The organism is Paenibacillus sp. P22 (genome assembly GCF_000469945.2).
In the GTDB taxonomy this organism is placed as follows: domain Bacteria; phylum Bacillota; class Bacilli; order Paenibacillales; family Paenibacillaceae; genus Paenibacillus_O; species Paenibacillus_O humicus.
Map to the genome: position 1 here is coordinate 24,855 of NZ_CBRA020000050.1, position 19,167 is coordinate 44,021.

Sequence of the window (19,167 nt, forward strand, 5' to 3'; positions counted from 1 at the left end):
TTATCATAGAATAGAAAGGTGTGTTCGGTTCCATGACGAAATATTATGAAGGACATCTGGTCTCGCAAGGTCTTAAATACGGGGTTGTCGTCGGCAGGTTCAATGAATTCATCACAGGCAAGCTCCTGAGCGGGGCGCTGGATGCGTTCAAGCGCCATGGCGCCGGAGAAGACGAAGTGGAAGTGGCCTGGGTTCCGGGAGCGTTCGAGATTCCCTTGATCGCGCAGAAAATGGCGGAAAGCGGCAAGTACGATGCGGTCATTACGCTAGGGGCTGTCATTCGGGGTTCAACGCCCCACTTCGACTACGTCTGCAGCGAGGTAGCCAAAGGGGTGGCGGCCATCAATCTCAAGACCGGGATTCCGACCATATTCGGCGTCCTGACGACGGATTCCATCGAACAGGCCGTGGAACGGGCCGGAACAAAGGCGGGCAATAAAGGATGGGAAGCGGCGACAGCAGCCATCGAGATGGCGAATCTGACCCGATCCATCCAGGGCTGAGCAAGGAACCGACCTTGCCGGCGCAACGTTCCGCCGTCCGGTACACATGCTGACGAGCGGGACGACTAGACGGAGGGTGAAGCGGCATGTCCGTGCACTACAAACTGGAGTCATTTGAAGGGCCGCTGGATCTGCTGCTTCACTTGCTCGACAAGGAAGAAATCGAAATCTACGACATACCGGTAAGCCGAATTACGGACCAGTATATGGACTATCTTCATGCGATGCAGGAGATGGAGCTGGATGTGACGAGCGAGTTTCTCGTCATGGCCGCCACCCTGCTCGCGATGAAGAGCGGCCAGCTGCTGCCAAGGCCGCCGGTCATGGAGGAATACGAAGAGTACTGGGATGAGGACGAAGGCCTTGACCCGCGGGATGAGCTCGTGCTCAAGCTGGTGGAATACCGCAGGTTCAAGCAGCTTGCCGAGCAGCTTCGCGACCGCGAGATGGCCAGAAGCCTCGTGTACAGCAAGGAGCCGGAGGACCTGACTCCTTATTTGAAGGAAGACGACACCCATCCTCTGGAAGGGCTTGACCTAACCGACCTCATGGCCGCCTTCCGCAAAGCTCTGCGCAAGGCCGTACGCCGCAGCGCCGTCGCTACGGTGCACAGGGACGAGATCAGCGTGAAGGACCGCATCCGGGACATCTCGGAGCTGCTGCGCGAGCATGAGACCGTCCGCTTCTCCCGGCTGATCGGCGGCGGTCTGGAGCGCCATGAGATCGTCGTGACGTTTCTGGCCATTCTGGAGCTGATGAAGATGAAGCAGGTCCGCGTCTTCCAGAACAGCCTGTTCGACGATATTGTCATCCATTGGAGAGGGGAAACGTCTGAAAGTGATGTATCAGCAACTGAAATCGATTATTGAGGGACTCCTGTTCATGGCAGGAGACGAGGGACTTAACGCCCGGCAGCTGGCGGATATCATGGAGATCGACGCCAAGGCCGCGGCGGACATCGCCCGCTCTCTCCAGGCGGATATGGAGAAGGAGGGGAGGGGAATCCGCATCGCCGAAGTGGCCGGGGCATTCCGGTTTACGACCCACCCCGGCCATGCGGCCTACTTCGAGCGGATGGCTTACAGTCCGACGCGGTCGAGCTTGTCCCAGGCGGCGCTTGAAACGCTGGCAATCGTAGCCTACCGCCAGCCGATTACGAGGGTGGAGATCGAGGAGATCAGAGGGGTCAAGAGCGAGAAGGCGATTCAGACTCTGGCCGCCAAGGACCTGATCGAAGAGAAGGGCAGAGCCGAGCAGATGGGCAGGCCGATCCTGTACGGGACGACCCGTTCCTTCCTCGACCACTTCGAGCTGTCTTCCCTGGAGTCTCTGCCCGAGCCTTCCTCCGTCAGCCCCGATACGGATCTGGACGAGCAGACCCAGCTTCTGTTCGATCGGCTTGAGCAGCGCCAGATGACGATCGACGATACGGAGTCCGAAGGCACTGCATGACGGAAATGACAAAAAAGATCGGCATCCGCCGGTCTTTTTTGTCATTTCTGGGCATGCTAGCCATAGGCGCGGCCGCTGAAGAACAGCCAAGGCTGCCCTCAAAGGTGGTGCGAACATGCTTGGCTACCCCTATGGCTGGCTTGCGGCGCTCGTTCTGCTTGCAATCGCCGTCACCTCTGTTTGGCTGGCTCCGCTGCGGATCCGGGCGGAGTTCGAACGAACAGGCAAAGATGACAATATCGCCGTTGAATTCCGGACCTTGTTCGGGCTTCTCCATTACAAGTGGTCCGTTCCGTTCATCCGCCTGACCGGCGGCGGTGTCGATGTCCGCAACCAAACCAACCTGGACGAGGGCGTCCTGGACACGGAGACACGCAGAGACAGCAAGGTTACGATGGAGAGCGTGAACAAGTGGATTGAGCGGGCCAAACGGATCCTGAGGCAGACAGACGATCTGACCGGACTTGCCCGCCATACGCTTTCGAGGGTGGAAGTGCGGAAATGGGAATGGAATTCCGCCATCGGAACCGGCGATGCGGTATGGACCGCAATGGCTACGGGGATGATATGGTCCATCAAGTCGACCCTTCTCGGCGCGCTCTCGCAGCTGACCCGGCTCAAAACCAAGCCCTCCGTCACGGTCCAGCCCGAATACCGCGGCGCAGGGTTCACAACGAGTTTCTTGTGCATAGCCCAAATCCGCTTTGGTTATGCTATCCTTGCCGGACTGCAGCTGCTTGTCCGGATGAAGAAAACGGGAGGAGGCGTCAGACTATGGCAGAACATCCTATTCAAGGCTTAATGCAGACCGCCATGGAGAACATCAAGGAAATGGTGGACGTCAACACGATCGTCGGCGATCCCGTGCAGACGCCGGACGGCAGCGTCATCATGCCGATCAGCAAGGTCGGCTTCGGTTTTGTCGCGGGAGGAAGCGATATCCGTTATGACGGAGCAGACAACAGCGCCCATTCCCACACGGAGGGAAGCTCGGCGAACATATCGCTGCCATTCGGCGGCGGCAGCGGCGGCGGGGTATCCATCACGCCGATAGCGTTTCTGGTCGTAGGCAGCCATGGCGTCCGCGTCGTGCCGCTAGACAACCAGACGCATCTGGTCGAAAGAGTCATCGATTCGGTGCCGCAGGCATTCGAGAAGATTACCGGCATGTTCCGCAGCAACAACGGGACAGAGCGTGTGGAAAGCACTCTTATCGACACCGATCATCTCATTTGATTTCCGGGCCAATAGGCCTTACCGCTGCCCGCGAGACGGGCAGTTTTTTTTTCTTGGAAGAGAGCTTGTTCATAATTGAGGGACAAGACACATAATCTATCAACAGGGAGTCGGCCCTTGGCTGATCCTTTCAAGGAGGATGTACGAATTGAAGGAAATATCGGCATTCAAAACGTGGGCCGCGGTGCTGATGTCCTGCGCTCTTGTCCTTGCAGTCCAGACGGGAGCGGCAGCGGCCGAGCCCGCTCCATTGTCCACCAGCGCCAAGGCCAGCGCGCTGATCGACGTGCAGTCCGGCAGAATTCTGTACAGCGAGTCGGGCGACGACCCGATGCTTATCGCCAGCCTGACCAAGATCATGACCGCGATCACCGCCATCGAAGAAGGCAATATCAAGGATACGGTTACGGTAGGTCCGCGTGCCGTCGGCAAGGAAGGATCTTCGATCTATTTGCGCCTGGGCGAGAAAATGAGCCTGCACAATATGCTGTACGGCCTGATGCTCCGCTCCGGCAACGATGCCGCCACAGCGATTGCGGAGCATGTCGGAGGTTCGGAGGAAGGCTTCGTCCGCATGATGAACGAGAAGGCGGAGTGGATCGGGCTGGAGCATTCGAATTTCGAAAACCCGCATGGACTGGACCAGAAGGGCCATCTCTCCACGGCGAACGATCTTGCCAAGCTTTCCGCCTATGCCCTGCACAATCCGGTGTTCGCGGACATCGTCAAGACCAGAATCCGCAAAGCTCCGAACCCCAACGATCCGTGGGACTACAGCTGGGCGAACAAAAACAAGATGCTGGCCTTCTATGAAGGCGCGGACGGAGTCAAAACCGGCTATACGAAAGCAGCTCTGCGCTGCCTGGTCAGCTCGGCGACCCGGGGCGGCCAGCAGCTTGCGGCTGTCACCCTCAACGACCGGGACGATTGGAAGGATCATCAGAACATGCTCGATTGGGGATTCCAGCATTACCCATTGCGCCAGATCGCCAAGAAAGGCGAGGCTGTCCAGGGCTATCCCCTGGCTTCCGGGAGAAGCTTCAGCTACCCGCTTGCCGAGGGCGAGGAAGCCGGACTGAGCGCGAAGCTTGTTCTGCTGGACTCCGCGAAGCAGCCGACGCGTTATGCTCTCGGAGAACGAGGCAGGCTGGAATGGTCGCTGGAAGGCAAGCCGATCGGCGGGTCTCCCGTCTATGATGCGGGCAGCCCGAGGCTCGGAATGCCAGACAGGCCTGCCGGTTCGTTCCGGCCGGGCGGCATGTTCCCGAGCCGCTCCGAGAGATTCGCGGCAGCGCTCAAGAAGACGGAAGAGGTATTGTTCGGCAAGTAGAGCGGAAGGAGCTGATGCCGGTTGGTCAACTGGATCTGGCTGTTTTTCATCGTGGTCAGCATCGCGGCGGCGGCATTCACAGGCAGGATGGACCAAGTCACGCAGGCGGCATTCGACGGAGCCAAAAACGGAGTGACGATCTGTTTCGGGCTGATCAGCATTCTCGTCTTCTGGATGGGACTCATGAGAATTGCCGAGGACGCTGGGCTGCTGAAACGGCTGGCCAAGCTGCTCAGCCCTCTCGTCCGCCTGCTGTTCCCGGATGTGCCGAGCGGGCATCCGGCCCTCGGCTATATCATGAGCAACATGAGCGCCAACATCCTCGGACTCGGCAATGCCGCCACTCCGATGGGAATCAAGGCGATGCAGGAGCTGCAGAAGCTCAATCCGAGGCCGGACACGGCCAGCCCGGCGATGTGCACCTTGCTTGCGCTCAATACATCCAGCATCACGCTCGTGCCTACGACTCTGATTGCAATCCGGATGAACTACGGCTCGGCGAATCCGGCGGAGATCGTCGGGACGACGCTGGCCGCTACCGCTGTCGCGACTGCGGCCGCCATCGCCCTGGACCGCTGGTATAGGCGCAAGCAGCCGCCGGCGAAGCTCATACCCCCTGCCTATCCGCATGACAACGGGCTTCGTTCCAGCGGCAGGAGCCGCTCCTCCGGCACGGCGCCGCCCGGCGCTGCCCGGCCTCCGGCGTAAACAACGGGAAGGGGAGACATGCCATGCTGCAGATGATCAATATTCTATCCGCCTGGATGATCCCCGCGATCATCGCCTTCATCCCGCTCTACGGCGCCTACCGCAAAGTTCCCGTCTACGAGACGTTCACGGAGGGGGCCAAGGAGGGCTTCGGCACGGCGATCGGCATCATCCCCCATCTTGTCGGCATGCTGGTCGCGATCAGCATGTTCCGTGCTTCGGGAGCGATGGATGTCATCGTAGGCTTCATCCAGCCTCTGCTCGGAAAGGCCGGCATCCCGGGAGAGGTTCTTCCGCTGGCCTTCCTGCGTCCGCTTACCGGCGCCGGCTCGCTCGCCTTCACGGCCGACCTGATCCAGACCTATGGACCGGACAGCATGATCGGAAGAATCGCCTCCACGATTCAAGGAAGCACGGATACGACGCTGTACGTCTTGACGGTTTATTTCGGAGCGGTCGGGATCCGCAAAACCCGTTATGCCCTGAAAGTCGGCTTGGTTTCCGATCTGGTCGGTTTTCTCGCGGCGGTGTTCATCTGCCTGTACATATTCAACTGAGCCGCGACGTTTGCCCAGCGTACCCTAGATCAAGCCTGCCCCTCCTGAGGGCAGGCTATTTTGCGCATGGGGCAGCATGGCTCCGCCCGGCTTGTGCTTTTGTCCTGCAATCGGTATGATGAGGGGTGAGGTGAAGGAAGTGGAACGTTTACAGAAAATCCTGGCCGCTGCCGGCGTGGCATCGCGCCGCAAATGCGAGGAGCTCATTACGAGCGGGGCGGTCGAGGTCAACGGGATCGTCGTCAAGGAGCTCGGCACGAAAGCCGATCCGGCCAACGACATCATTGCCGTCAAGGGCAAGCCGATCGCATCCGAAAAAAAAAGTTTATTTGATGCTCAACAAACCGAAAGGCGTCATTACGAGCGCTTCGGACCCGAAAGGACGCAAGATCGTCAGCGACTTCCTGCCCGGCATCAAGGAGAGGGTATACCCCGTAGGCCGGCTGGACTATGATACGGAAGGACTGCTGCTGCTTACGAACGACGGCGAGTTCGCCAACCTGCTGACGCATCCGAGCCACCACGTGCCGAAAACGTATTTGGCGACCGTGAAGGGCGTGCCGCACGGAACCGCGCTGGAGAAGCTGCAGAACGGCATCAAGCTGGAGGATGGGATGACCGCTCCTGCGGAGGTCGAGTATCATGACGTCGACATGGACAGCAAGCAGTCCACCGTCCAGATTACGATCTACGAGGGACGCAACCGGCAGGTGCGCCGCATGTTCGAGGCGGTGGGACATCCCGTAACGCGCCTGAAGCGGGTCAAGTTCGGCCATCTTGGGCTGGAGAACATGCAAAGGGGCAAATTCCGTCATCTGACGGTCTCCGAAATCAAGGAGCTTATCGACGCGGCGAACAGCAAGTCACATAAAGTTCATAAAAAGTAAGAGGCAGCCTGCTGCTGGAAACTTTTCCGCGCTATAATGAATGATAAGAAACGCTTTCATTAGGATGGTGAACATCATGAGGGGCTCTGCCCGCAGACCCGTTCAAATCATAATCCTTCTCGGCGTCTTGCTCCTGGGCGGTTACGCCATCGGCAAGACGCTGTTTGCGTCGAAGGAAGGCTTGCCGTCGCCTGGCGACACGCCGCCGGCCTTCACGCTGTCCACTCTTGACGGCAGGACGGTCTCCCTGGAGGAGTACAAGGGCAAGCCCGTCGTGCTCAATTTCTGGGGGAGCTTCTGTCCTCCATGCGTCAAGGAAATGCCGGAGTTCGAGCGTCAGTACGAGAAGTGGAAGGGAGAAGGCCTGGAAATTCTGGCCGTCAACCTGAGCGAGGACAATCTGACCGTGCAGAATTTCGTCGCCGGCATGGGGCTAACCTATCCGATCCTGCGAGATGTGGACAAGGACACGGAGCGGCGGTACAAGCTCAGGCAGTATCCGACCACGTTCTTCATCCGTCCGGACGGCAAGATCGGGGAAGTGTACGCCGGAGGAATGAAGGAAGCGGACATCGACGAGCGCGTGCAGCGGCTGCTCAAGGACTGAGGTCCATTCGCCGCAGCTTCGCAGCACACAGCTTCATGACAGGGGGATACATCGGTGTTCCAAAACACCAAATGCGAATGCGGCCATCAAAACCCGACCGGCACTGTGTTGTGCGAGGCTTGCGGCAAGCCGCTCGACGAGAAGGAAGCCGGCGGCACCGACCTGCTGGAGATGCGCTACGACGGAGCGGCACGCCGTTCCCAGAAAGCCGATCCATCGATCATCGACCAGGTCTGGAATTTCTTCTCTTCCGTCAAGATCGCCGTTTATCTGATCATCATCACGCTGATCGGGGCATCGCTGGGCACGATCTATCCGCAGGAGGATATATTCCTCTCGAACATGGACATGGCTTCCTATTACAAGGATACATACGGAACGCTAGGCAGCATCTATTACAAGCTGGGACTGTCGCATACATACGAATCCTGGTGGTTCATCCTGCTGCTCGTCATGATCGGCACCTCGCTCGTCATCTGCAGCCTCGACCGGGTACTGCCTTTATACCGGGCGCTCAACAAGCAGCAGATCCGCAAGCACGAATCGTTCCTGCAGCGGCAGAAGGCCGTCTATACGGGGGCAACCGACAACGGAGAGGAATTCATCGCCTTATTCGCGAAGCAGGCCAAGAAGCGTCACTACAAGGTGACGAGGACCGAAGACGCCCTGCTGGCGGAGAAGAGCCGCTTCAGCCGCTGGGGACCGTACATCAATCATATCGGCCTCATCGTTTTTCTTCTGGCGGTGCTTGCAAGAGCGATTCCGAGCTGGCAGCTGGACGAGTATGTGACGGTGCCGGAAGGAGATACGGTGAGGATCGAGAATACGGACTTTTTCGTCAAGAACGAAAAGTTCACGGTCCAGTACTACAAGGACGAGGAGCTGCCTGCCGAGCTGCGGGGAACGAACCGCGCCAAGCTGTACCGGACCGATGCGGTCCTTTACCGCTGCCTGGCGGACTGCGGTCCGTCGTCGCCGGAACCGAAGCTGGAGCAGGTGGCTTCCCATGACATCGAGGTGAACAGCCCTTTGGAATACAAGGGGCTCAAGCTGTACCAGTTCGACTATGACAGCACTCCTGTCCTGCGCGAGGTCAGCCCCATGCTGATCGACAAGCAGACCGGCAAGCAGTACGGTCCGTTCAAGCTGGCGATGAAAAATCCGCAGACCAGCTACGAGCTCGGGCCCTACAAGCTGGAGCTGAGGCAGAACTTCATGGAGTTCGCCATCGGCGAGGACGGCAAGCCGATCACCAAGTCGAGGGATCCGAAGGCGCCGGCGTTCATCTTCCTCATCAAAGGACCCGGGCTGTCGGAGGAAGGGGAGCCTTATATCTACTTCCCGATGCAGAAGGACAAAGCCGCGTTCAGCCAGGACAAGCTCAACAAAGGCATCGCCGACCGGTTCGAAATCAAGGTCGGCAGCATGACGGACGTCAAATTCGTCGAGTTCACGACGTTCCTCAACGTCAGGGTCGACAAGGCGATGCCTTACATCTGGACCGGCCTGGCCATCTCGATGATCGGCTTGATCATGGGCGCCTACTGGCAGCATCGCCGCATCTGGCTTCGTCTGGACGGCAATGCCGTCACGATCGGCGCGCATACGAACAAAAACTGGTACGGCATGAGGGCCGACCTGGCCGCTGCGCTCAAAGCAGCAGGAATCCAGGTTGATCCCAAGAGCCTCGACAACGGAGGGAACCGGACGTGAATTGGCTTGATTTCAGCAGCTCTGCTTTCGTCGCTGCTTTCTTTCTTTACTGCTTCGGATTTTTATTTTTCGTAACGGCCATCGTCGGCCGCAGATGGAGCCACGGCAACCCGGATCGGCATGAAAAGCGATGGGGGAATATCGCTTTTGTCGTATCCGTGCTCGGACTTGCCGCCCATCTCCTGTTCTTCATCACCCGCTGGGTCGGCGGGGGCCATATTCCGATCAGCAACATGTATGAGTTCATGACCTTCCTGGGCATGGCTATCATGGTGGCCTTTACCATTATTTATCTCATCTACCGCAAGCCGATTCTCGGCATGTTCGCCCTGCCGCTTGTCGTGATCATCGTCGCTTACGCATCCGTGTTCCCGCAGGAGGTGCAGCCGCTGATCCCGGCGCTCAACTCCTACTGGCTCAAGATCCACGTGACGACGGCGGCGCTCGGCGAGGCCTTCCTGGCCGTCGGCTTCGCCGCAGGGCTGCTTCATCTGCTCCGCACGATCGACTTTGCCGGCAAATCCGAAGATTCGCGCAAGGAGCGCCTCTGGATCGAAGTGACGATGTTCATGATCGTCGTCGCCGTCGGATTCATCGTCACCGTATTCGCTTTCCGGGCGGCGGGATATGAAGCCCAGTTCACCCAAGAGAACGTTCAGGTCAGCCAGGCTGGCGAGGAGAGCTCCAAAGTGGAGACCGTAAAATACTCCATGCCTCCGATCGTCAAGCCGTTCAACAGCACGCTCGTCCATATGGACAGCTTCCTCGGCATCAAGCAGCCTGTACTGGAAGCTCCATCCTGGATGAACGGCATCAATGCCGGCCGCAAGCTGAACACCGTCATCTGGTCCTTCCTTTCAGGCTTGATCCTGTACGGCATCCTGCGTCTTGTTCTGAGACGGACGCTGTCGGCAGCCATCCATCCGTACACGACGGATATCGATCCCGACGATCTGGACGAGATCAGCTACCGGGCGATCGCGATCGGCTTCCCGATCTTCACGCTCGGAGCGCTTATCTTCGCCATGATCTGGGCGAGCATCGCCTGGTCGCGCTTCTGGGGCTGGGATCCGAAGGAAGTATGGGCGCTCATCACCTGGCTCTACTACAGCGCCTACCTCCATCTGCGGCTGTCGCGCGGCTGGCACGGCAAGCGCTCGTCGTGGCTGACCGTCATCGGCTTTCTCATCATCATGTTTACGCTCGTAGGCGTCAACCTGGTCATCGCCGGGCTTCACTCCTACGCAGGCGCCTAATCAATTCGTTATGGGATCAAAAGGAGCTGATACGGAGTGAACGAATATTTGCATCGCATCCTCGTCGTCGACGACGAGGAACGGATTCGCCGCCTGCTCAAGATGTACCTTGAGAAGGAAGGGTATCAAATCGAGGAGGCCGATGACGGGGAGACGGCTCTGCGCATGGCTTCCAGCCAGGATTTCGATCTCATCCTGCTGGATGTCATGCTTCCCGGCATCGACGGCATCGAGGTATGCAGCCGGCTGCGCCAGATCAAGGCGACGCCGGTCATCATGCTGACGGCCAAAGGCGAGGAAATGAACCGCGTACAAGGCTTCGAGGTCGGGGCGGACGATTATGTCGTCAAGCCGTTCAGCCCGCGCGAAATCATCTACCGCGTCAAGGCGATCCTGCGCCGTTCCTCGGCGACGGCGTTCCTGTCGCGGGAAACGTCCGCCAGCAGCAACATCGTATTCCCGCATCTCGTCATCGAGCATGACGCTCACCGGGTAACCGCCGGCGGGCAGGAGATCAGCCTGACGCCGAAAGAGTACGAGCTGCTCCATTATCTGGCCGTCAGCCCGGATAAAGTATTTTCCAGGGAAGAGCTGCTGAAGGATGTATGGAACTATGAGTTCTTCGGCGACCTGCGGACGGTCGACACCCATGTCAAGCGTCTCCGCGAGAAGCTCAACAAGGTGTCTCCGGAAGCGGCCTCGATGATAACGACCGTCTGGGGAGTCGGCTACAAGCTCGAGGTTCCGAAATAAAGATGAGATGGCTGTGGAGAAGCGTCGTCGGCAAGCTTTGGATTACGATCATGCTGCTCGTAGCGGTCGTTCTGATCATCCTGGGCATGTTCCTGCTCCAATACATCGACATCGCCTTCGAGGATTCATTCCGGGTCAAGGTGCTGTTCGTTTATATCGGGATCATCGGGTTCCTGCTGTCTACTTTTTTCGCTTTCTTCCTATCCAGCAAAATCACTCAGCCGCTCCTTCAGCTCAAGGATGCGGCTGACCTGATTTCACAGGGCGAGTATCGGACAAGAGTGCCGATCCGCTCCTCCGATGAAATCGGCGAGCTGGCAGGAACCTTCAACCGGATGGCATCCGAGCTGCATGAGCTCATTACGGATCTCAACCATGAGAAGGAGCATCTTTCGAGCGTGCTGCGCAGCATGGCGGATGCGGTCATCACGCTGGATGCAGGGGGCAACGTCGTGCTGGCGAATCCGCCTGGAGAGCTGCTGCTGGAACGCTGGAGAAGGGTGGACTGGAACCAGGACGAGGATCCGGAAGGGCTTCCCCTGGAGTCGGCGCCTCGTCCGCTGCGGGACCTGTTCCGCACGGTTTCGATCGAAGGCAGGGATCTCAGCCAGAAGCTGCAGGTCCAGAGCGGGGTCTGGTCGGTCGTCATGGCCCCTCTCAAGTCGGAGGACACCGTGCGCGGAGTCGTCGCCGTCATGCGGGATGTGACGGAAGAGCATCGCCTGGAGAAGCTGAGGCGGGATTTCGTCGCCAATGTGTCCCACGAAATCCGGACGCCGCTGTCGATGCTGCAAGGATACAGCGAAGCGCTGCTCGACGATATCGCCGGCTCGCCGGAGGAGCGGCGCGAGCTCGTTCAAGTCATCCACGACGAGTCTCTGCGAATGGGCAGGCTCGTCAAGGATCTGCTTGATCTGGCGCGAATGGAAGCCGGCCATGTGGAGCTCAACTTCAATCGCGTGGATTTGGACGGGCTGGTGAGCCGTGTCGTGCACAAGTTCCAGGTATACAGCATGGACCGGGACATCAGGATTGAATACCGTTCTCCGGAAGAGGCTGTCATCTTGGCGGAGGCCGACGAGGACAGGCTGGAGCAGGTGCTTACCAATCTGCTCGACAACGCCGTGCGGCACAGCTCCGACGGATCCGCCATCCGTCTTACGCTCGGAAGAAGTCATGATGCCGGCGGCACAGCTGCCGTGCTCAAGGTTGCCGACGAAGGCCAGGGGATTCCGGCGGATGACCTCCCATATATTTTCGAGCGCTTTTATAAGGCCGACAAAGCCCGCAAGCGCGGCGCGGGAGGCGGCACAGGGCTGGGGCTTGCGATCGTGCGCAACATCGTGGACGCCCATGGCGGCACGATCCGCGCAGAGAGCACCGAAGGCGTCGGAACATCCTTTACGCTGCTGCTGCCTGTCGAAGGCCATCGCGTTATGTCTTAACACCCTCCCAACGAGGGTGTTTTTTGTTGAATTCGGGGCTCTAATCTTGTTGCTTGTGAAACATTTAAGGCGAATAGGAGGAGACGCCTGCCGGAATGCCGAAAGTTCGGAATAGGATCCGATGGCAGACGGAGGGAGAGGGAAGCTGGAATGAAAACCGTTTATTTGATCCGCCATGCCCATTCTGTATATACTCCCGACGAGCGCAGCCGGCCTTTGTCGGATGCGGGGAAGGCGGATGCCTGGCGTGTAGCGGATCTTTTGGAGCAAGAAGAAATCGGGGAAATCTGGTCCAGTCCTTATTTGAGGTCTGTCCAGACCGTGGAAAAGCTGGCAGAGCGGATCGGGCAGCCCATCCGGCTGCAGGAGGGCTTCAGGGAGCGGCTGCTCTCTGACGGGCCTGTCGGCGATTTCGAGGATTCCGTGAGGCGGTTATGGGATGAGCCCGAGCATGCCTTGCCCGGAGGGGAATCCAACCGCATGGCGACGATCCGCGGGATGGAGGCGCTGAGGGGAGTGCTGGCAAGCTCCCGTTCAAGCCGCATAGCCGTCGGAACGCATGGCAATATCATGGCGATGATGATGAACGCCCTGGGCGGAAGCTTCGGCTACGAGTTCTGGAGAGGGCTGGAGATGCCGGATATCTATAAGCTTTCCTTCGGAAAGGAAGGAAGATATAAGGGAGCCAAGCGCATCTGGAGCCGATAGGCCGCGGAAGGACAAACGTTTGTTTCTCTCCCGTGAAACGGCCCAAGAGGATATTGAGCAGCGGAAAAAACCCCCGGGCAGCCTGCCCGGGGGTTGCTGTTATACCTGGAGAAATCAGTACAGCGTGATTTCCTTGGCTGATTTGAGCTCGTCGAGCTGCGTCATCTGTTCGAGCACGTTCCTCGGAACGCCTTTGTCTACCGTCAGGACCATGATGGCGGCGCCGCCTTCGGCCTGGCGTCCGACCTGCATGGTCGCGATGTTGACTTCGTTCGAGCCGAGCAGCGTTCCGATGCGGCCGATGATTCCCGGACGGTCATGATGGGAGATCAGGACGAGATGGCCGGATGGAGCGACGTCAACCGGGAAGTTGTCGATCTGCACGATGCGGGGGCCGTATCCGGTCAGCAGCGTGCCGGCGACATGGCGGCTTTCGCCGGAGGTGCGCAACGATACGGTGACCAGATTGGTGAAGTCCTTGGCGGCATGGGACTGGTTGATGACGACGTTGACGCCGCGCTCCTTGGCCAGATGCAGGGAGTTGATGATGTTGACCTGGTCGCTTCCCAGATGGTGTCCAAGCACGCCTTTGATAATATATCGGGTTAGAGGCTGGGTGTCTACTTCGGCAAGATCGCCGGAATAGCCCACCGTTATTTCGGCGACCGGTCCTTCGGTGATCTGGGCGGCCAGCGAGCCGAGCATTTCTCCGAGCTCGAAATACGGCTGCAGCTTGGTCATGACCGCTGCGGCGACCGGAGGCATATTGACCGCATTCACGAAAGGCTCGCTGCGAAGAATATGAAGCACCTGCTCCGACACGTCGATGGCGACGTTCTCTTGAGCTTCGACGGTCGAAGCGCCAAGATGCGGAGTGACGATGATTTTAGGATTGTTCAGGAAAGGATGATCCGCTGCAGGAGGCTCCGATTCAAAGACGTCGAAGGCCGCTCCGGCCACGATGCCTTCGTTCACGGCATCGACGAGAGCATATTCGTCCACGATGCCGCCGCGGGCGCAGTTGACGATCCGCATGCCCGGCTTCATGACCTTGAACTGCTCCGCTCCGATCATGTGGCGGGTTTCCGGCGTAAGCGGGGTGTGGACGGTCATGAAATCCGCGCCGCGCACGATATCGTCGACGCTGGCCAGCGTGACGCCGAGCTTGTCGGCTTTCTCTTCGGTGAGGAACGGATCGTAGCCGAGAATGTCCATGCCGAACGCCTTGGCGCGCTTGGCCACCTCGCTGCCGATCCGGCCCATGCCGACGACGCCGAGCTTCTTGCCCCGCAGCTCTACCCCCAGGAAGGATTTGCGGTCCCATTCGCCGTTGACGGTTTTGGCGTAAGCCTGCGGGATGTGGCGGGCTACAGCCATCATCATGGCGAAGGTATGCTCGCAGGTCGTAATCGTATTGCCGTCCGGCGCGTTGATGACGATGATGCCTTTGCCTGTAGCGGCAGGAAGATCGATGTTGTCCACGCCGACTCCCGCCCGTCCGACGACCTTGAGGGAAGTGCCGGCTTCAAGCACTCTGGCCGTCACGCGCGTTTGGCTGCGGACCAGCAAGGCGTCATATTCGCCGATGATGGCTACAAGCTCGTCCTCGCTGAGGCCGGGCTTCTTGTCCACCGATACGTCGGGAGCGTCCATCAGCTGCTGGATGCCCAAATCGCTGATAGGATCGGATACTAACACTTTGAACATGGGATTGCCTCCTAGCAATGGGGTGTAGGCATACGGCGCTGTGCAGCGCCGCCTTCGAGGAGACGGCAGCCGTATGCGCAGGAACATCATGCAGACTATCGTGGTTCAATATAGAAAAAAGCCCGTTCCGACGATGGGAATGCCCAGCCGGGACGGGAATTTCTGGAGAACTGCCCGGGCCTTGCGAAGCGGGCCGGGGATGGAATCGCCTTGGTCCTGTCATTGGTAACCATATGCTGGTGCTGGCTGACCTCTACTATTCTAAAGCGGTGAAGTCCTAATTGCAATGACAAAACTTGATGGAGGCGCTTTTTTTCGCTATCATTCTTCCTACCAACACTAGGGGGAGGAAGAACATCCCATGTCAGCATTTCAACAGCCTTCCATTAGGGAAATCCAACCCTCGGACCTGCTGGAAAGGGTCCGTTCCGGAGCCGTCCGGATGGATCAGATCATCGATGTGAGAGAAGAGGGCGAGTGGGAATACTACCGTCTGGAAGGCTCCCGCCATATTCCGATGAATTCCATACCGGAGCATCTGCCGGAGCTCGACGCCGGACAGGAATGGTACCTCATGTGCGCTCACGGAGTAAGGAGCCTATATGTCCTGGATTACATGCGCAAGCAGGGATTTTCCAATCTGGTGAACGTGACGGGGGGCATCAGCGCCGCCGCGTCCGAGCTCGGCTTCAGCTATGATTAAGGCCTAGTTGTCCGGCGGCAGGAAGAAAGGCAGCTGAGGCAGCGTCTCCTTGCCGTACAAACGGGACTTCATGGTCCAGAAGTCGCCGCCTCTGACTGCTCCCGTGCCGGTAACGACATCGGCGAGCTCATTGATGGACGACGCATGCAGGCGCTGCGATTCGCCGGATTGAAGGAGGGCGTCGACGGATCCCGCAAGATCCTGGGGATAATAATCCGTCCACTTCCCGCGCTTCTCGAGCAGGTCGGCCATCAGCTTGATCTTGACGAGGAGCGGGTAGGATTTCCATGCGCTCGTTTGGACCGTGCCGGTCAGGACGGCTTCGGACGGAATGCTGCCGTCGATGCCGGTTGCCCACTTCAGCATGGAGGAATAATAATCCTTCTGCGCGGCCAAGCCTTTTCGGGCGGCATCCTTATAGGACGGCTGCTTGCGGAGGGAGGCGAGGAAGCTGTCCGCCGGCTGGCCGGATGCCGCCTTGGCCGCCGCAGCCGAAGCCTGCGAGATGGAGTCGAGGCTGGCCAGATAACCGTTTCTTGCGCTGGCCAGAAGGCCTGAGTCCGGGACGGAGCGCACCGATCCGATCTCCTTGCGCTTCTCGTCCGCGAGATCTCCGAGGTCCTTGAGTAGAGAGGAGGAAGCCGGTATGTTCCGGGTTTCCACTTTCTTCTCCATGGCGAGCCATTCGTTCTGAAATTCACGGTAAGGCGAAAATACGGTATGATAGAACGATACCAGATCTTGCTGGGAGTACGAGGTTTTGGCGGAAGCGGCTGAGGCCATCAGCTTCTTGGCCTCGTATCTGGATTCCGTGCGGCTTGATCCCACTTCGACGCCGGCGAAAAATGCGCCTACCGCAGCGACGAGCATGAAGATGAAACCGAGGCTGAATAGCATTTGATAGCGGCTGAGATGTTTGTCCATTGTTTTCTCCTCGATGATAAAGATTAACGGATTTCGATTCCTTCAAGACAGGCGGGACTACATGAAAAAATTCGACATCCGCAACATTCGCGTCCGGAGCGTTTCGGTAGACGAGCTCGACGACCGGATGCTGCTGCTCAACTTGTACATGACGCAGGCTATTACCCTCATTATCGGCTTGGTCTGGTGTTTTTTTCAGGGCCGCAATTCGATTGCGCTGTTCCGCTGGCCCGACAGCCTCGCCTTTCTATACTGGGGCTTCGGTTTCGCCCTCCTTATTCTTGCGGTAGACCTGTTCATTTCCCGTTGGGTGCCAGAGGAGGCGGCCGATGACGGCGGCGTGAACGAACGCATCTTCCGCAACAGGCCGGTCTGGCATATCGCCCTTTTGTCCCTGGTCGTCGCCGTATGCGAGGAGCTTCTGTTCCGGGGCGCGATCCAGCATTCGCTTGGAGCTTATTGGACCAGCATCCTGTTCGCGGCTATCCACGTCCGGTATTTGAAGCATTGGATTCCGACCGCGCTCGTCTTCGGCATCAGTTACGGTCTTGGCTGGATCTATATCCGCACCGGAACGCTTCTGGCTCCGATCGCCGCCCATTTCGCCGTCGACTTCATCATGGGCATGATCATCCGCTACAGGAGACAGCCATGAGCAGGATCGAGAAATTCGGAAGACGAAGGCCTCAGGAGCAGAAAACGGCATCCGTTGAAGCCGGGGTTGAGCTTGAAGGCGACGGTTACCCTCCGCGGCGGGAAAAACATCCGTCCTTGCAGCCCAAGCTGACGAAATGGCTTGTCAATACCTTGATGCTGCTGTTCATCGTCCTGGCCTGCACGCTCTTTTTCTGGGGACGCAGCCTGTTCGCCCCGCATGAAGGCACCCACGATGCGGCAGAAGCATGGAAAGGAGCTTGCCTTTGCGCTTCTACCTGATGCTGTCCATTCTCGCCGCCGCTGCTGCATGGCTGGCAGTCCTGTTGATCAGACGGATGATGGCCGAAGCGGCAAGCAGCCGGATCGAAGTCGAGACGGTTGCTCTCGAGCGCCTTCCCGAGGCGCTGGATGGCTATCGCATCCTGTATATCAGCGACATCCACAGGCGTATTCTCAATGAAGAAGTCCTCCTTCAGGCACGCGGCGAGGGAGGAGCCGACATCGTGCTGATCGGCGGAGATATGAGGGAGAAAGGCGTTCCGCTCGATAGAGTGGAGGACAATATGCGTCTGCTCGCTCGGATAGCTCCCGTATACGCGGTGTTCGGAAATCACGATTACGACGAGGATATCGGCTCCTTGGCGAAGCTGTTGGAACGGTGCGGAGTCACCGTGCTTGTGAATCGTTATGTATGGCTTCAAGTCGGGGCGATGCCGTTCAAGCTGGCCGGAGTCGATGATCCGCGCTTGGGCAAGGACCGTCTGAAAGCTGCTTTGGAGACGCCGCTTGATGCAGCGGGAGCCGAAGGCGACAATCGGTCCGATCCTCCATTTACGATTATGCTAGCCCATGATCCCATCATCGCGCATCGCAATCCTACGATTGAAGCCGATCTCGTTCTTTCCGGGCATACGCACGGCGGGCAGATCATCCTGCCGTGGATCGGACCCGCGATGAGAACGGCCAGCGTCCGCAGGTTTCCGTCCGGATGGTTCGATCTTGCGGGCTGGCCCGGAAAAGACAAAAACGGACCCGAAAGGGTCCGCATGCTGGTGAGTCCTGGATACGGCACTTCAAAAGCGCCGATCCGCTGGAATTGTCCGCCTGTCATCCATCTGCTGTCGCTGACCCGCGACAATCAGCCTTGCTCCAAGTCGATCGAGGCAGGGTCGATGAAGCCGTAGCCTTTTTCCTCGAGCTTCGTCAGGAGGCTGTCGAGGGCTTCCTTCGTCCACGGAAGCTCGTGCATCAGGATGTTGGCTCCGGGATGCAGCTGCTCCAGCACGTTTTTGATGACGAGCTGGGGATCTTTCTTCGTCGCCTTGAGATCCCAATCAAGGGAACCGTTCGACCAGGTCATGTACAGCATGCCGTCTTCCTTGGCGACTTCCTTGCCGACATCTCCGCCGGTTCCGAATGGCGGCCGGAAAAACTGCGGCCGTTTGCCCGTCAGCTCCTCAACCAGATCCGATACATCGCCGAGCTGCTTTTGCACCTCGGCTTTGCTTTTTTTATGGAGATCGATATGGTCCCAGGAATGGTTGCCGATCGTCTGTCCGCGTTCGTCGATGAGCTTCAGCAGCTCGGGATTTTGCTTCACCCTGTACCCGTTGACGAAAAAGATCGCCTTGGCGCCGTGCTTGTCCAGCGTGTCGAGCATGGACGTAAGCTCTTCCTTTTCCTTCGGCCCGTCATCGAACGTGAGCAGGACGGCCTTGTTCGACGTTTCCGGATCGACGGGGGAGAAGCGGAATGTTTTCGAGCTCATTTTGAATCTGGCTTCGGCCTGCTGCGGGGTTGCCGAAGGCTGCGGCGAAGGTGACGGCGACAAGGTCGGCGAAGGCGCTGCCGCCGACGGCGCAGGAGAGGCCGATACGGCAGGCGGCGAGGAGGGAGCAGGTGTTCCGGATGCGCTTGCGCCGTCCGTCTTCCCTCCGCAGCCGGACAGCAGGACGGCTGCCGCGGCAGCAAGTCCGATGGACTGGAGTGCATAGGATTTCATGTGCGTTTCAACCTCCACA

Annotated in this window: 21 protein-coding genes and 1 pseudogene; 19 read left to right on the forward strand and 3 right to left on the reverse strand. The window is 58.6% G+C overall.

Going from position 1 to position 19,167, the window contains the following annotated elements; all coding sequences use genetic code 11:
* The first annotated feature begins 32 nt into the window (after positions 1–32).
* The 15 genes and pseudogenes from ribE to BN871_RS09105 all read left to right on the forward strand — a co-directional run bounded on the left by ribE (position 33) and on the right by BN871_RS09105 (position 13,155).
* Positions 33–503, forward strand: a complete 471-nt coding sequence (gene ribE / locus BN871_RS09035) for a 6,7-dimethyl-8-ribityllumazine synthase (RefSeq protein ID WP_048745486.1) — start codon at positions 33–35, stop codon at positions 501–503.
* 86 nt (positions 504–589) lie between these two features.
* The gene (locus tag BN871_RS09040) at positions 590–1,372 is read left to right on the forward strand and encodes a ScpA family protein (protein WP_048745488.1); all 783 of its coding nucleotides are present in this window, start codon (positions 590–592) and stop codon (positions 1,370–1,372) included.
* Positions 1,341–1,955 carry an SMC-Scp complex subunit ScpB gene (gene scpB / locus BN871_RS09045; RefSeq protein ID WP_048745490.1) on the forward strand — a complete coding sequence of 205 codons (615 nt, stop codon included), beginning with the start codon at positions 1,341–1,343 and terminating at the stop codon, positions 1,953–1,955. The genes BN871_RS09040 and scpB overlap by 32 nt, the downstream gene beginning before the upstream one ends.
* Before the next feature lie 115 nt (positions 1,956–2,070).
* Positions 2,071–2,757, forward strand: a complete 687-nt coding sequence (locus BN871_RS09050) for a DUF2953 domain-containing protein (RefSeq protein WP_048745492.1) — start codon at positions 2,071–2,073, stop codon at positions 2,755–2,757.
* On the forward strand, positions 2,730–3,191 hold the full coding sequence (gene ytfJ / locus BN871_RS09055; RefSeq protein WP_048745494.1) for a GerW family sporulation protein: 462 nt from the start codon (positions 2,730–2,732) through the stop codon (positions 3,189–3,191). The genes BN871_RS09050 and ytfJ overlap by 28 nt, the downstream gene beginning before the upstream one ends.
* Positions 3,192–3,381: 190 nt before the next feature.
* On the forward strand, positions 3,382–4,521 hold the full coding sequence (locus tag BN871_RS09060) for a D-alanyl-D-alanine carboxypeptidase family protein (RefSeq protein ID WP_083436342.1): 1,140 nt from the start codon (positions 3,382–3,384) through the stop codon (positions 4,519–4,521).
* A gap of 21 nt (positions 4,522–4,542) precedes the next feature.
* Positions 4,543–5,229, forward strand: coding sequence for a nucleoside recognition domain-containing protein (locus BN871_RS09065; RefSeq protein WP_021878381.1), 687 nt, complete (start codon positions 4,543–4,545; stop codon positions 5,227–5,229).
* Between the two features lie 23 nt (positions 5,230–5,252).
* Positions 5,253–5,786 carry a spore maturation protein gene (locus tag BN871_RS09070; RefSeq protein ID WP_021878382.1) on the forward strand — a complete coding sequence of 178 codons (534 nt, stop codon included), beginning with the start codon at positions 5,253–5,255 and terminating at the stop codon, positions 5,784–5,786.
* Between the two features lie 139 nt (positions 5,787–5,925).
* Positions 5,926–6,673 (forward strand): annotated as a pseudogene (locus BN871_RS09075) (pseudouridine synthase).
* Between the two features lie 76 nt (positions 6,674–6,749).
* Entirely contained in the window at positions 6,750–7,280 is a 531-nt protein-coding gene (locus BN871_RS09080) for a redoxin domain-containing protein (RefSeq protein ID WP_048745497.1), read from the forward strand.
* Between the two features lie 54 nt (positions 7,281–7,334).
* Positions 7,335–8,993 (forward strand): cytochrome c biogenesis protein ResB, encoded by a 1,659-nt coding sequence (locus BN871_RS09085; protein WP_021878385.1) that lies wholly within the window; start codon positions 7,335–7,337, stop codon positions 8,991–8,993.
* Complete coding sequence (gene ccsB / locus BN871_RS09090; RefSeq protein WP_048745498.1) at positions 8,990–10,249, forward strand: c-type cytochrome biogenesis protein CcsB; 1,260 nt, start codon at positions 8,990–8,992, stop codon at positions 10,247–10,249. Before BN871_RS09085 ends, ccsB begins: the two co-directional genes overlap by 4 nt.
* Before the next feature lie 36 nt (positions 10,250–10,285).
* Positions 10,286–11,002, forward strand: coding sequence for a response regulator transcription factor (locus tag BN871_RS09095; protein ID WP_021878388.1), 717 nt, complete (start codon positions 10,286–10,288; stop codon positions 11,000–11,002).
* Positions 11,003–11,004: 2 nt separating this feature from the next.
* On the forward strand, positions 11,005–12,447 hold the full coding sequence (locus tag BN871_RS09100; protein WP_048745499.1) for an ATP-binding protein: 1,443 nt from the start codon (positions 11,005–11,007) through the stop codon (positions 12,445–12,447).
* A gap of 150 nt (positions 12,448–12,597) precedes the next feature.
* Positions 12,598–13,155: a histidine phosphatase family protein gene (locus tag BN871_RS09105; RefSeq protein WP_048745501.1), complete on the forward strand. Its 558-nt coding sequence runs from the start codon at positions 12,598–12,600 to the stop codon at positions 13,153–13,155.
* 114 nt (positions 13,156–13,269) lie between these two features.
* On the opposite strand, the gene serA is transcribed toward BN871_RS09105, so the two are convergent.
* Positions 13,270–14,862, reverse strand: coding sequence for a phosphoglycerate dehydrogenase (gene serA / locus BN871_RS09110; RefSeq protein WP_048745502.1), 1,593 nt, complete (start codon positions 14,860–14,862; stop codon positions 13,270–13,272).
* Positions 14,863–15,223: 361 nt separating this feature from the next.
* Here serA and BN871_RS09115 point away from each other — a divergent pair, with 361 nt between their 5' ends.
* Positions 15,224–15,565, forward strand: a complete 342-nt coding sequence (locus tag BN871_RS09115; protein ID WP_048745503.1) for a rhodanese-like domain-containing protein — start codon at positions 15,224–15,226, stop codon at positions 15,563–15,565.
* Positions 15,566–15,568: 3 nt separating this feature from the next.
* Here the strand turns inward: BN871_RS09115 and BN871_RS09120 are convergent, their stop codons facing one another.
* Positions 15,569–16,489, reverse strand: coding sequence for a hypothetical protein (locus BN871_RS09120; protein ID WP_021878393.1), 921 nt, complete (start codon positions 16,487–16,489; stop codon positions 15,569–15,571).
* 61 nt (positions 16,490–16,550) lie between these two features.
* Here BN871_RS09120 and BN871_RS09125 point away from each other — a divergent pair, with 61 nt between their 5' ends.
* Genes BN871_RS09125 through BN871_RS09135 form a run of 3 tightly spaced genes read left to right on the forward strand, consistent with a single transcriptional unit; the run spans position 16,551 to position 18,330 of the window.
* Positions 16,551–17,144 carry a CPBP family intramembrane glutamic endopeptidase gene (locus BN871_RS09125; protein ID WP_048745504.1) on the forward strand — a complete coding sequence of 198 codons (594 nt, stop codon included), beginning with the start codon at positions 16,551–16,553 and terminating at the stop codon, positions 17,142–17,144.
* Positions 17,141–17,425: a hypothetical protein gene (locus tag BN871_RS09130; protein WP_021878395.1), complete on the forward strand. Its 285-nt coding sequence runs from the start codon at positions 17,141–17,143 to the stop codon at positions 17,423–17,425. Before BN871_RS09125 ends, BN871_RS09130 begins: the two co-directional genes overlap by 4 nt.
* Complete coding sequence (locus BN871_RS09135; protein WP_048745505.1) at positions 17,410–18,330, forward strand: metallophosphoesterase; 921 nt, start codon at positions 17,410–17,412, stop codon at positions 18,328–18,330. The genes BN871_RS09130 and BN871_RS09135 overlap by 16 nt, the downstream gene beginning before the upstream one ends.
* Here the strand turns inward: BN871_RS09135 and BN871_RS09140 are convergent.
* On the reverse strand, positions 18,285–19,148 hold the full coding sequence (locus tag BN871_RS09140; protein WP_048745506.1) for a polysaccharide deacetylase family protein: 864 nt from the start codon (positions 19,146–19,148) through the stop codon (positions 18,285–18,287). The genes BN871_RS09135 and BN871_RS09140 overlap by 46 nt on opposite strands.
* Positions 19,149–19,167: the final 19 nt, after the last annotated feature.